Raw genomic sequence first — 13,914 nt, forward strand, 5'->3', positions numbered from 1 at the left:
CGCCTGCCGCCCCGTTCGAGGCACATGAAAAAGGCACCGCCCGCGACTGCGCGGACGGTGCCTTTTTCATGTGCCGCATCGACGCGTCAGGTGCTCTGCCAGGAGTGTTCAGCGCCCAGTTTCACGACATCGCGCAATGGGAAATAGTGATCCAGCACTTCCTTGCGCAATTGGTCATACGCCTGCGCCTTCACCTGGATCTGCGGATACCCCCAGGGGAACGACATGTAGTCCGGGCGCAGCCGGCGCATGGTGCTGCCCATGCCGATAGGTCCCGTGACATTGAAGATCGTATCGATGTAGGCCTCATCGTCGGAGTCCATGCGTCCAAAGCTGAACTTCGGACGCGGCCTGGACAGGAACGACGCCGGCAAGGCATCGAACCGCGCATTGATATCGTCGACGATCCTGCCCAGCAGCGGATTGCCCCTTTGACTGGCGAAGTTGCTGTTGTTCGGCCCGAAGTAGTGCGCCCCATTCATCCCAGACCATTCGATCGGCCGCCCAAACAGCACATCGTGGGGCATGGCCCTGAGAGAGACCGACGCCAGTGGCCGCACCAGTTCGTCGTCGCAATCCATATAGATCATGCCGTGCTCTTCGACGAGACGAAAACGCAACGGGTCCGAGGCCGCCGCATAGTTGTGATTGGCGCCGTTCCTGAAGTACCGATAGGCGCGCCCCTCCGGCGCCGCGACCCAGCGGTTGAACCAAGTCTGCTCCCTCAGGTTTTGCACATTGATACCTGCCTTGCGCACCGCGTCGACGATCTGCAGGTCGTCGACATCCACGTACAAGGTGAAGACGTGGTCAGGGTTGGTGACAGCATTGGCCTTCATGCGCTCGATCAAATGGCTGGCGGGTGCCTGGTCGCCCACCCAGATCATGCCGACCTCCCGGGGAATTTCGGCCGCCTGCTCGGGCACGAAGGGCAACCGGGGAAACGTGAAATGCTCCACCGAGACAGGCTTGGGCAAGGCATGACGCACCCGCTCATAGTCGCTGGCCGAGCCTGATTCCATCTCGTCCCCGTATGGCTTTTCGATATAGACGCCATACTCGTCGAACTCCGGCTCCGAGGCTGCTTCCGGTGCGCCCTTGTCGGTCCACACATAGCGTCCGTCGCTAACCGTTCGCCAGCAGCCGGCATCCGCATCGAAGCAGACAGTGGCCCTCGATCCGGAACGCAAACGGGCGCTGTACCTTCCCAGTATGTTGATCTCGATACGATCCATGGGCATGGTCACACTGATCTTCTCCAGCATGGGCTGCTGTGCGATCCCTTCGATCTCCGTTGGCAGAGGCGTCAGGCCGGCGCCAGCCCCAGGCCTTCGCATCTTGCCAAGAGCACTCCCGCCGCCACGCAACCCAAGGCGCAGGTCCAGATCCCAGTAGCCCTCCTGCGTGGCGCGCAGAAACGGCCCCCATTGCACCGGCTGCGCATCGGAGCGAATACGAAACTGCCCCTCATGCTCGATCCACTGCACCCGATACACGTCATGACGCAAGTTGATGTACAGCTTGCCATCCACCCTGAACGTCCCACGACCACCGCCCTGCACATCCATGCCTTCGCTGCCTGTTGCTTTCAGGGCGTTCATGCGCGCCCTGAGCTCCGGCGACAGCGTGTCCAGCACCGGGCGATGCGCCCTGACCTCCATCTTCGTTGGCCATCGCGCGCCCAACACGGTGCCCTCGGCGTCCTCGGCCACATCGATTCGCGCCAACCGTTCCTGGTCACGCGCCTGCTGCGCGGACTCCAGCGCTGTCAGTTCCTCACCCTCCAACAGCGCTTTCGTGGCTTGCAACTGCGACTTCACCTCGCCTGCCAATGGCAACGCGTTGAGCAGGCCGAATACCACGCGCAGTGCGCCTTGCTCGGTGTCTTCTCGACGCTTGGCCGCGATGACCTCGCCCACGCCTGCCGCCAGCAGGCCGGCACCCAGCGCGATAGCCACCGGCACCAATGCCGGGAACACCAGCGCGAGCGCACCCACCACGTTGCTCATGACCTCCAGCCCGGCAGCCACGCGCTTGGCATAGAAGTCGCCACGGGTATCTATCTCGAACTTCGCATCGGCGTAGTAGCGCTGTTTGATCAGCCTGGTCATGTGATTGGCCGGATAGGGCAAGCGCTCACCAAGGGTGATCATGCTGCTCGGCGACCAGAGCCCTGTCTCCCTGTCGAGGCTGGAGGGATACCTGGCAAGCCCCCGCAATGCCGTGTCCAAACCGCTGAAGACAGCGCCATCGGGCCTGTCGCAGGCGCGAAAGTGACTGCCCAGCGCAGCGCGCTTGCGTGGATCACGACACTGGTGCGCGATCCAATCACACATCTCCCCTTGATTGGCAAAGCCATGCAACGGCGAGGAGTTGCCAGGGATGTACAGCACCAGGTCCTGTCCGCCAATGCGCCGAATCGCCAGGATGTCCGAGGCCACATAACCGTAGATACGCAATTCGCACATCGCATACCTGGGCGAGATCAGGTTGTCGGTGAAATAGCGGTACGAGGTGTTCTCCCAACTGGTCAGTGGATGCAGGGTCATGCTCTTGAGCACGATCTCGGCATGCTGCGCCGTCAGGCTACCTTCGTCCCGTTGCAGTAACGCCGCACGCACCAGGCCGCCCTTGTACTGCATGACATAGTTGTGCTGATGATCGCTCCAGAAGCGATCCAGATGTGCCAGGTAATGCGCCTGCAGGCGGGTTTCCCAGACGAAATCCTTGAACGTCTGCGGGTCGAGGTCGACCTGGTTCGAGGCATCGTAGGTCTGTGGCGTGGTGCGCCGGTAGATCGCATCGTAAGCTTGGCTGTCGGCCAGCTCCGACTTGCCCAAGGGGCCCAGTTCATTCACCGCATAGCCCGACTGGCGCCAGGTCATCGGATGCGCCAGGTGATCGGACCAACTGCCGATGCCGCTCTGCTGCCAGTCGCCGAGGGCTGCCTGAACCAGGGTCATGGCATGGGCAACCTGCGCCTTCCAGGGGCCGGGCCTGAGCTTGACGAAACGCACGATCAGGGTTGCCAGGATCAAGTCCTCGGGATCATCGTCGATGCCGTGCCTGGCCAGGAACTCGCGGATCTTGCGGCCAGCGAATGCCTCTGGTGTCTGCACCATGACCTGCTGGCCAGCAAAGACGCGCTCGATCGATGGCAATGGGTCTGGGTCGAGGGTGCTCGGTGAATCGACGGCATAGGCATCCACATAGGGATCCTGGCTATCGAGCAGAAAAATGTCCGTTTCGGCATGGATAGCCGGCTCTGGCAAGTAGGGCTCGCCATGCGCGACGATTTCGGGTTGTGCGGGGGTATAGCTCATAAAGCGTCCTTCGATGCTCGCAGCTTCTGGTCGGCAACAGAATCGCCATTCCCCGTTCGCCAGCGTGGTACTCATGCACCACCCAACCCACACACCCTCTTGAACGCTGCTTTTGTCATCTGCAGAAACGCTTTACAGCCTGCCAATTCATCAGGTTAGAATCGATTGGCACGCGACCTGCTAGTTCACGCGCCAGGTCCTTTCCCGTGATGTACCGGAGTACTGCCTTTGGATGCGAGCACCATCAACAGCCTGTTCCTGATCGGCGCTCTGCTGGTCGGGGCCAGTATCCTGGTCAGCTCGCTGTCGTCGCGTCTCGGCATCCCCATCCTGGTCATCATTCTCGCCGTCGGCATGCTCGCCGGGGTCGATGGTGGCGGCATCATCTTCAACAACTACCCGACCGCCTACCTGGTGGGCAACCTGGCGCTCGCCGTAATCCTGCTCGACGGTGGCCTGCGCACGCGGGTGGCGAGTTTCCGCGTGGCGCTGTGGCCGGCGCTATCGCTGGCCACCGTCGGCGTACTGATCACCACCGGCCTGACCGGCATGGTCGCCGCCTGGCTGTTCGACCTGAGCCTGATCCAGGGCCTGCTGATCGGCGCCATCGTCGGTTCCACCGATGCCGCGGCGGTGTTCTCGCTGCTCGGCGGCAAGGGCCTGAACGAGCGGGTCACCGCCACCCTGGAAATCGAGTCGGGCAGCAACGACCCGATGGCGGTGTTTCTCACCGTCACCCTGATCGACATGATCGCCAGTGGCCAGACCGGCCTGCACTGGAGCCTGCTCACTCACCTGCTGCGCGAGTTCGGCATCGGCGGGCTGATGGGCCTGGGCGGTGGCTGGCTGATGCTGCAACTGGTCAACCGCATCAACCTGGCCAGCGGCCTGTATCCGATCCTGGTGGTGGCCGGCGGCCTGGCGGTGTTCTCGCTGACCAACGCCCTGCACGGCAGCGGCTTCCTCGCCGTGTACCTGTGCGGCCTGGTGCTGGGCAACCGGCCGATCCGCAGCCGCCACGGCATCCTGCACATGCTCGACGGCATGGCCTGGCTGGCGCAGATCGGCATGTTCCTGGTGCTGGGCCTGCTGGTCACGCCCCACGACCTGCTGCCCATCGCCCTGCCCGCCCTGGGCCTGGCGCTGTGGATGATCCTGGTCGCCCGCCCGCTGTCGGTGGTCGCGGCGCTGCTGCCATTCAAGGCCTTCCATGGCCGCGAGAAGGGCTTCATCAGCTGGGTCGGCCTGCGCGGCGCGGTGCCGATCATCCTGGCGGTGTTCCCGCTGATGGCGGGGCTGCCGCAGGCCCAGCTGTTCTTCAACCTGGCCTTCTTCATCGTGCTGGTGTCGCTGCTGGTGCAAGGCACCAGCCTGCCGTGGATGGCCAAGCTGCTGAAAGTCACCGTGCCGCCGGACCCGGCGCCGATTTCCCGCTCCGCGCTCGAGGTGCATGTCACCAGCGAGTGGGAGCTGTTCATCTACCGCCTGGGCGCCGAGAAATGGTGCATCGGCGCCGCCCTGCGCGAGCTGAAGATGCCCGAAGGCACGCGCATCGCCGCGCTGTTTCGCAACGAGCAACTGCTGCACCCGTCGGGCAGCACCGTGCTGGAAGTCGGCGACATGCTCTGCGTGATCGGCCACGAACATAACCTGCCGGCCCTGGGCAAGCTGTTCAGCCAGGCGCCGGAGCGTGGCCTGGACCTGCGCTTCTTCGGCGACTTCGTGCTCGAAGGCGACGCCGAGCTGGGCGCGGTGGCCGCGCTTTATGGCCTGAAACTCGACGGTCTGGACGCGAAAATGCCGCTGGCGCAGTTCATCCGACAGAAGGTCGGAGGCGCTCCAGTAGTAGGCGACCAGATCGAATGGCACAGCACGATCTGGACCGTCGCGGTCATGGACGGGAACAAGATCCAGAAAGTGGGCGTCAGATTCCCCGAAGGTACCCGACCCGGACCCGGGTTGTTCCTCTAAACTCCGATTTGCCTCGTTACCCAAGAACTCTGCCTATGTCCCTGCGTGACCACTGCCGCGCAGCCCTGCTGGGGCTGTGCCTGACCCTCTCGTTCGCCGCCGCCGCGGTGGAAGTCCCGACCACCCCGGGCATCCAGAGCAGCCTGAGCAAGATCACCGAGCGCAAGCTGCCCGAAGCCGAGCAGAAAGCCGTGCAACAGGTGCTGGAGCAGACCCTGGCACTGCTCGCCGCCCGCGACGACAGCGAGAAGAAGCTCGAGGCGCTCAAGCAGCAGCTGGCCAGCGCGCCCCAGGAGATCCGCGACAGCCAGCGCGAGCTGATCAAGCTCAAGGCCACCCTCAGCGTGCCAGTGGCGCAGCGCTACGTCAGCCTCAGCGTGCCCCAGCTCGAACAGATGCTCAGCGAGCGCAGCACCCAGCAGGGCGAGCTGCAGAAGGCGCTGTCCGAAGCCAACAGCCTGGTCATCAACTCGCAGACCCGCCCCGAGCGCGCCCAGGCCGAGATCAGCAACAACCAGAACCGCATCCAGCAGATCAACAACAGCCTCAAGAGCGGCAAGGACGGCGGCAAGACGCTCAACGCCGACCAGCGCAACCAGCTCAACGCCGAACTGGCCTCGCTCAATGCCCTCACCCTGCTGCGCCGCCAGGAACTGGCCGGCAACAGTGTGCTGCAAGACCTGGGCAATGCCCGCCATGACCTGCTGATCGAGCGCGCCGCGCGCCTGGAACAGGAAATCCAGGACCTGCAGACGCTGATCAACGAAAAGCGTCTGGCCCAGTCGCAGCAGACCGTCACCCAGCAGTCGCTCGAGGCGCAGAAGGCCGGTGGCAGTAACCTGCTGGCCACCGAGAGCACCGCCAACCTGCAGCTCTCCGACTACCTGCTGCGCAGCACCGACCGCCTCAACGAGGTGACCCAGCAGAACCTGCGCACCAAGCAGCAGCTCGATACCCTCACCCAGGCCGATCAGGCCCTCGACGAGCAGATCAACGTGCTCAAGGGCAGCCTGCTGCTGTCCAAGATCCTCTACAAGCAGAAGCAGGCGCTGCCGCACCTGAAGGTCGATCGCGACCTGGCCGACCAGATCGCCGATATCCGCCTGTACCAGTTCGAGGTCAACCAGCAGCGCGAGCAGATGAGCAGCCCGTCCAGCTATGTCGACAAGCTGCTGGCCAACCAGCCCCAGGAGGACGTCACCCCACAGCTGCGCAAGGCCCTGCTGGAAGTGGCGATCACCCGCAGCGACCTGCTCGAGCGGCTGAACCGCGAGCTGTCGGCGCTGCTCAACGAGTGCATCACCCTGCAGCTGAACCAGAAGCAGCTGCTGAGCACCGCCCAGAACCTGCGCACCACCCTGGAAGAGCAGATGTTCTGGATCCCCAGCAACAAGCCGCTGGACTGGCAATGGCTGCGCGAGGTGCCCGAGCGCCTGACCTACCAGGTGGCCAGCCTGCCGTGGGGCGCCGGCATCAAGGAACTCGCAGACGGCCTGGTGCAGCAGCCGTTGCTGTTCCTGCCACTGATCCTGGTGATCGGCGCCCTGCTGTGGCGGCGCAAGGCGCTGTACCGGCGCCTGGGCAAGGTCCACCAGGACATCGGCCACTTCAAGCGCGACAGCCAGTGGCACACGCCCCAGGCGATCCTGATCAACATCCTGCTGGCCCTGCCGGTGGCCCTGGCCCTGACCCTGGGCAGCTATGCCCTGCAGCTCGACGCCCGCGGACAGAACGCCAACCTCGGCGCCGCCTTGTGGCAGATCGCCCAGGCCTGGCTGGTGTTCTACACCGCCTACCGCATCCTCGCCCCGGGCGGCGTGGCCGAGATCCATTTCCGCTGGCCCAAGCCCCAGGTCGAGTTCCTGCGGGGCTGGGTACGCCGGCTCGGCACCGTGGTGCTGGCCCTGGTCGGCGTGGTGGCGGTGGCCGAGCATCAGCCGTCGGCCCTGGCCGACGACGTGCTGGGCATCGGCGTGGTGCTGACCTGCTATGCGCTGATGGCCTGGCTACTCAGCCGCCTGCTGCTGAGCAGCCCGGCGCACCAGGACACCTCGCTGTTCCGCAAGGCCGTCGGGGTGGCCTTCACCGCCCTGCCCATCGCCCTGTTCGTGGCGGTGTGCTTCGGCTACTACTACACCGCCCTCAAGCTCACCGACCGACTGATCTACACCCTCTACCTGCTGTTGTTCTGGCTGGTGATCGAGGCCGCGTTCGTTCGTGGCCTGTCGGTGGCGGCGCGGCGCCTGGCCTACCAGCGCGCCCTGAGCAAACGCCAGGCGGCCAAGGAGGGGCTCGACGGCGAAGTGGTGGTCGAGGAGCCGACCCTGGATATCGAGCAGGTCAACCAGCAGTCCCTGCGCCTGATCCGCCTGGCCCTGCTCGGCGGCTTCATCGGTGGGCTGTACTGGGTGTGGGCGGACCTGATCACGGTGTTCTCCTACCTCAACAACATCACCCTCTACGAGTACAGCAGCGGCACGGGCGCTGCGGCCAGCATGGTACCGATCAGCCTCGGCGACCTGCTCGGCGCCATGGTCATCGCCGGCATCGCCGTGGCCCTGGCCAGCAACCTGCCGGGCCTGCTCGAAGTGCTGGTGCTGTCGCGCCTGAATCTGGCCCAGGGCAGCGCCTATGCGATCACCACGCTGCTGTCCTATGTGATCGCCGGCGTCGGCATCGTCAGCACCCTGGCCACCCTTGGGGTCAGCTGGGACAAGCTGCAATGGCTGGTGGCGGCGCTGTCGCTGGGCCTGGGCTTCGGCATGCAGGAGATCTTCGCCAACTTCATCTCCGGCATCATGATCCTGTTCGAGCGTCCGGTGCGCATCGGCGACACCATCACCATCGGCAACCTGTCCGGCACGGTGAGCAAGATCCGCATCCGCGCCACCACCATCACCGACTTCGACCGCAAGGACATCATCGTCCCCAACAAGACCTTCATCACCGGACAGTTGATCAACTGGTCGCTGACCGACACGGTCACCCGGGTGACGCTCAAGCTGGGCATCGACTACGGCTCGGACCTGGACCTGGTCCGCGACCTACTGCTCAAGGGCGCGCACGAGAACCCACGGGTGCTCAAGGATCCGGAGCCGCTGGTGTACTTCCTCAACTTCGGCGAGAGCTCGCTGGACCATGAACTGCGCATGCACGTACGCGACCTGGGTGACCGCAACCCGACGCTGGACGAGATGAACCGCTATATCAACCGCGAGTTCAAGGCGCACGACATCAAGATCTCGGTACGCCAGGTGGAGGTGTTCCTGATGGATACCAAAGGCGGCAAGCAGCAGTTGATCCCGATGGAGCGCAAGCCGGACAGCGCTACGCCGAGCTGAGTGGACGCCAGGGGGTGGACACCCTGACAATGTCCTACCGCATCGCGGGGCAAGCCCGCTCCCACGCACCGATCGTGGGAGCGGGCTTGCCCCGCGATCATTCCAACTGCGGAGCCGGCCTGTGAAAACCCTCGACCACCTGACATTCGACAACCGCTTCGCCCGCCTGGGTGACGCCTTCTCCACCCAGGTCCTGCCCGACCCGATCGCCGACCCACGCCTGGTCGTCGCCAGCGAAGCGGCCATGGCCCTGCTCGACCTCGATCCGGCCCAGGCCGACCTGCCGGTGTTCGCCGAGCTGTTCAGCGGCGCCAAGCTGTGGGAAGAGGCCGACCCACGGGCGATGGTCTACTCCGGCCACCAGTTCGGCTCCTACAACCCGCGCCTGGGCGATGGCCGTGGCCTGCTGCTGGGCGAAGTGCTCAACGATACCGGTGAGCACTGGGACCTGCACCTCAAGGGCGCCGGCCAGACCCCCTACTCGCGCATGGGCGATGGCCGCGCCGTGCTGCGCTCGTCGATCCGCGAGTTCCTCGCCTCCGAAGCCCTGCACGCCCTGGGCATCCCCAGCAGCCGCGCGCTGTGCGTGATCGGCTCGAGCACCCCGGTATGGCGCGAAACCCGCGAAAGCGCCGCCATGCTCCTGCGCCTGGCCCAGAGCCACGTGCGCTTCGGCCACTTCGAATACTTCTACTACACGAAACAGCCGGAACAGCAGCGGGTGCTGATCGACCATGTACTGGAGCAGCACTACCCCGAGTGCCGCGACGCCGAACAACCCTACCTGGCCATGTTCCGCAGCATCGTCGAGCGCAACGCCGAGCTGATCGCCCGCTGGCAGGCCTATGGCTTCTGCCATGGGGTGATGAACACCGACAACATGTCGATCCTCGGCATCACCTTCGACTTCGGTCCCTACGCCTTCCTCGACGACTTCGACGCCAACTTCATCTGCAACCACTCCGACGACCGGGGGCGCTACAGCTACGCCAACCAGGTGCCGATCGCCCACTGGAACCTCAGCGCCCTGGCCCAGGCCCTGACCACGGTGATCGACGTCGAACCGTTGAAGGAGGCGCTGGGGCTGTTCCTGCCCCTGTACCAGGCGCACTACCTGGACCTGATGCGCCGCCGCCTGGGCCTGACCACGGCCGAGGACGACGATATGGCGCTGGTCGAACGCCTGCTGCAGTGCATGCAGCGCGGCGGCGTGGACTACACCCTGTTCTTCCGTCGCCTGGGCGAGCAGCCCGTGGCCCAGGCCCTGCAGGTGGTACGCGACGAATTCATCGACCTGGCCGGCTTCGACGCCTGGAGCGCCGAGTACCAGGCGCGCTGCGAGCGCGAGCCAGGCAATGCCGAAGGGCGTCGTGAGCGCATGCATGCGGTCAATCCGCTGTACGTGCTGCGCAACTACCTGGCGCAGAAGGCCATCGAAGCCGCCGAGGGCGGCGACTACAGTGAAGTACGGCGGCTGCATCAGGTGCTGAGCAGGCCGTTCGAGGAACAACCTGGGATGCAGGCGTATGCCGAGCGACCGCCGGAGTGGGGCAAGCACCTGGAGATCAGCTGTTCATCATGACCATCCCCTTCTGCGGGAGAGGGCACCGCCTCTCCCACGATGTCCTCTAGGAGAGCTACATGGCTGACCCACTCGTAATCCCCTGCCCCCATTGCAATGGTCTCAACCGCCTGCCCGCCGAGCGCCTGGGCGACAGCCCCAAATGTGGCCGCTGCAAGCAGGACGTGCTGCTCTCTCAGCCCTTCGAACTGAATGAGGGTGCCTACGCCGCCCAGATCAAGGGCGACCTGCCGCTGCTGCTGGATGTCTGGGCCGACTGGTGCGGCCCGTGCAAGAGTTTTGCCCCGGTGTTCGAACAGGCCGCACGCCAGCTCGCCGGCCGCTGTCGCCTGGCCAAGCTCGACAGCGAGGCCAACCGCAACCTCGCCGGGCAGCTGGGCATCCGCTCGATTCCCAGCCTGATCCTGTTCAGGAATGGCCGCGAGGTGGCGCGCCAGGCTGGGGCGTTTCCGTTGCAGTCGTTGCTGGAATGGTTGCGCGGGCAAGGGGTTTGAGGGGATCGCATCAGGGCTGACAGGTGCTAGGCGAAAGTTTTGCAGCGCCCATGAGATCGAGCGCCGCCCGCGCGGCGCATCGCGACGCAAGGCCGCTCCTACATCTATTTCGGACCAGTCAATCCTGTGCCATTACCTGGTCCGCCTTGTGGGTACGACGCGGTTTCAGTGTGGGCACCACTGGCGCCTCACCTGTCTCAAGACATGCGCCAAGGCGGGCAACCATGGCCTGACAGGTTCGGCACGTTGCAACAAATGTAGGAGCGGCCTTGCGTCGCGATGCGCCGCGCGGGCGGCGCTCGATCTCATGGGCGCCGAAGAACTTTCGGCGAACACCTGCAAGCCCTCACGCACTACGCTCCAGCAAATCATGCAACTCAACGAACTGCTGGGTCAGCTTGTGCCGTGGCTCCAGATGGATCAGCGGCAGGCTGGCATGGTGCGATTCACGCATCTTCACCGAACTGCCCAGGTACACCGGCAGCACCGGCAGGCCCTCGGCCAGCAGCTCGTCGAGCATCTGCTGCGGCAGGCTGGCGCGTGACTGGAACTGGTTGACCACGATACCTTCGACCACCAACTCGTCGTTGTGATCCTCCTTGAGCTCATCGATCTCGGCCAGCAGGCCGTACAGGGCCTGGCGCGAGAAGCTGTCGCAGTCAAAGGGGATAAGCACGCGATCAGCGGCGATCAGCGCTGAAACCGCATAGAAGTTCAGCGCCGGTGGCGTATCGATGTAGATCCGCTCGTAATCTTCGTCCAGCTCGTCGAGCAGTTTGCGCAGCTTGTTGATCTTGTGCTTGGCCTCAAGCTTGGGCTGCAGGTCAGCCAGCTCCGGGGTGGCGGTGACCACATGGAGGTTGTCGAAGGGGGTTTCGTAGATATCGACCTTGTTCTTCTTGGCGAACGGCCCGCTGGACAGCGACTGCTTGAAGAAGTCGGCGATGCCCATGGGGATGTCGTCGCCGGTCAGCCCGGTCAGGTACTGAGTGGAGTTGGCCTGGGCATCCAGGTCGATCAGCAGGGTCCGATAGCCTTCACTGGCGCTGACCGCCGCGAGATTGCAGGCAATGCTCGACTTGCCCACGCCACCTTTCTGATTGAACACCACGCGCCGCATGTCAGACCTCCGTGTATCAACGAATGCCCGAGTATGTGGCGACCAGGCGTCAATGGCCAGCGTTCTTCGCTCAAGTTGTGGCGATTGCATCCGACACTGTATAGCCAACCGATTGTCGGAAATCACACATATGGATAGCCAGACATGGTGCACATGCGTGCGGCGATTGTCTGATTGCCACCATGCGGATTGATACACACCCCGGTCACCGGGATAATGCCCGCCACTCGCCCATGCGCTCCCCTGCAAGGCTGGTGGCCAGGGATCATTCCCACGGCAAGGAAATCCTTCAGGGCACACAGCAGACGCGAACGTCATATTCATCATGATCAGCTTCGATATCAGCCAATGGCGCGCCTGGGCCCCCGGCCTGCAAACCTCCGCCCAGTGGCAGGCATGGGCCCACGGCGAGTTGCAGCCGCATCAGGACGGGGCCGCTCCCGATGTCTCGTTCCTGCCCGCCATGCAACGCCGTCGCCTCAGCCACCTGGCGCGCATGGCCTTCGCCGTGGGCTGGCCGCTGGCCGAAGGGCACGAGCGGTTGCCGTTGGTGTTCGTCTCCCGTCACGGCGAGACCCCGCGCACCTTCTCGATCCTCAGCGAGCTGGCCGCCGCGCAACCACTGTCGCCCACCCAGTTCAGCCTGTCGGTGCACAACGCGGTGATCGGCCAGTGGTCGATCCTGCGCGGATCGACCTGCGAGATGACCGCCCTGGCCGCGGCCGGCGATGGTTTCGAGCATGGCCTGCTCGAAGCGGCGACGCTGCTGGGCGAGGGCGCCCCGGCGGTGCTTCTGGTGGTGACCGAGGAGTTGCCTCCGCAAGCCTACAGCCCCTGGATCGACGACGTGCCTTTCGCCTATGCCTTGGGCCTGCTGCTGACCCCGGGAATGCAATGGCAACTGACCCCTGGCCAGGCGGCCACCTCCGCCACGGCGCCCCTGCCCCACGCCCTGAGCTGGCTGCAGGCCTCGCTGAGCGGCCGGGATTCCTTCACCCATATATGGAAGCGTCGAGCATGGAACTGGCAACGCCAACCGTGAGCCGCACGCGAGACGCCTATTACTGGCGACTGCTGGCGACCGCCGCAAGCTTCGTGCTGTTCGGCCTGGGCGGCCTGGCCCTGCGCGTGCTGGTGTTTCCCCTGCTCGCCTGCCTGCCAGGCGGCGCCGAACGCCACCGCCAGCGCGCCCGCCACACCATCGGCTGGCTGTTCTGGCGCTTCGTGCGCTTCATGCACGCCGTCGGCGTGCTCACCTATCGGATCGAAGGCGCCGAGCGCCTGGGGCGTCCCGGGCAGATGATCATCGCCAATCACCCCTCGCTGATCGATGTGGTGTTTCTCATCGGCCTCGTGCGCCAGGCCAACTGCGTGGTCAAGCAGAGCCTGTTCGACAACCCGTTCACCCGCGGCCCGGTGAGCGAGGCCCAGTACATCGGCAACGACGGCAGCATGGACATGCTCGATGCCGCGGTGGCCTCGCTGCAGCAGGGCCAGCCGCTGATCATCTTCCCCGAAGGCACGCGCACCGCGCCCGGCCAGCCCCCCACCTTTCATCGCGGGGCCGCCGCCATCGCCCTGCGCGGTGCGAAGATCATCACCCCGGTGACCATCCAGGTCAGCCCCACCACCCTGACCAAGCATGAGCCCTGGTACCGCATTCCCGCCCGCCGCGTGCATTTCACCCTGCGGGTCGGCGCCGACATCGACCCCCAGGCCTTCGCGGCACAGGGGCCGGCGCCCCAGGCCTCGCGCAAACTCAACGACCACCTGCACCAGCACTACATCAAGGAGCTCGCCGCCAATGAGCGCGCCACAACAAGACCTCAACCGTGATCTCAAGCAGCTGATCATCGACGCCCTGGGGCTCGAGGACATCGGCGTGGAGGACATCGCCGACGACCAGACCCTGTTCGGCGAAGGCCTGGGCCTGGACTCGGTCGACGCTCTCGAACTCGGCCTGGCGATCCAGAAGCGCTACGGCATCAAGATCGACGCCGACGCCAAGGACACCCGCAACCATTTCAGCAACGTGGCCGCCCTGGCCGCGTTCGTCACTGCCCGCAAGGCCGCCTGAGACCGC

At 64.8% G+C, this 13,914-nt stretch carries 9 protein-coding genes; 7 read left to right on the forward strand and 2 right to left on the reverse strand.

All coding sequences use genetic code 11. From position 1 onward, the window contains the following. Window positions 1-86: 86 nt before the first annotated feature. A complete protein-coding gene (locus ACYUME_RS24465) occupies window positions 87-3,323 on the reverse strand; it encodes a dermonecrotic toxin domain-containing protein (RefSeq protein ID WP_460417311.1) in 3,237 nt (1,078 codons plus the stop codon). A gap of 228 nt (window positions 3,324-3,551) precedes the next feature. On the opposite strand from ACYUME_RS24465, the gene ACYUME_RS24470 reads away from it, so the two are divergent. The 4 genes from ACYUME_RS24470 (at window position 3,552) to trxC (ending at window position 10,711) form a co-directional block, all read left to right on the forward strand. After that, the gene (locus ACYUME_RS24470) at window positions 3,552-5,294 is read left to right on the forward strand and encodes a potassium/proton antiporter (protein WP_460417312.1); all 1,743 of its coding nucleotides are present in this window, start codon (window positions 3,552-3,554) and stop codon (window positions 5,292-5,294) included. A 35-nt stretch (window positions 5,295-5,329) separates the two neighbouring features. Further along, a complete protein-coding gene (gene mscK, locus ACYUME_RS24475; RefSeq protein ID WP_460417313.1) occupies window positions 5,330-8,635 on the forward strand; it encodes a mechanosensitive channel MscK in 3,306 nt (1,101 codons plus the stop codon). A gap of 121 nt (window positions 8,636-8,756) precedes the next feature. After that, window positions 8,757-10,217, forward strand: a complete 1,461-nt coding sequence (selO, locus tag ACYUME_RS24480) for a protein adenylyltransferase SelO (RefSeq protein ID WP_460417315.1) — start codon at window positions 8,757-8,759, stop codon at window positions 10,215-10,217. 59 nt (window positions 10,218-10,276) lie between these two features. Continuing rightward, window positions 10,277-10,711, forward strand: a complete 435-nt coding sequence (trxC, locus tag ACYUME_RS24485; protein ID WP_460417316.1) for a thioredoxin TrxC — start codon at window positions 10,277-10,279, stop codon at window positions 10,709-10,711. 346 nt (window positions 10,712-11,057) lie between these two features. Here trxC and ACYUME_RS24490 read toward each other — a convergent pair whose 3' ends face one another. Next, entirely contained in the window at window positions 11,058-11,831 is a 774-nt protein-coding gene (locus ACYUME_RS24490) for a ParA family protein (protein ID WP_028688427.1), read from the reverse strand. Window positions 11,832-12,156: 325 nt separating this feature from the next. Between ACYUME_RS24490 and ACYUME_RS24495 the strand changes: the two genes are divergently transcribed. The 3 genes from ACYUME_RS24495 to ACYUME_RS24505 are packed head-to-tail and all read left to right on the forward strand — an operon-like array spanning window position 12,157 to window position 13,908. Further along, window positions 12,157-12,873, forward strand: a complete 717-nt coding sequence (locus ACYUME_RS24495) for a beta-ketoacyl synthase chain length factor (protein ID WP_460417318.1) — start codon at window positions 12,157-12,159, stop codon at window positions 12,871-12,873. Continuing rightward, window positions 12,849-13,667: a lysophospholipid acyltransferase family protein gene (locus ACYUME_RS24500; protein ID WP_279880286.1), complete on the forward strand. Its 819-nt coding sequence runs from the start codon at window positions 12,849-12,851 to the stop codon at window positions 13,665-13,667. The genes ACYUME_RS24495 and ACYUME_RS24500 overlap by 25 nt, the downstream gene beginning before the upstream one ends. Continuing rightward, window positions 13,636-13,908 (forward strand): phosphopantetheine-binding protein, encoded by a 273-nt coding sequence (locus ACYUME_RS24505; RefSeq protein WP_279880289.1) that lies wholly within the window; start codon window positions 13,636-13,638, stop codon window positions 13,906-13,908. Before ACYUME_RS24500 ends, ACYUME_RS24505 begins: the two co-directional genes overlap by 32 nt. The last annotated feature ends 6 nt before the right edge of the window (window positions 13,909-13,914 follow it).

It is taken from the genome of Pseudomonas sp. microsymbiont 2 (genome assembly GCF_054788395.1).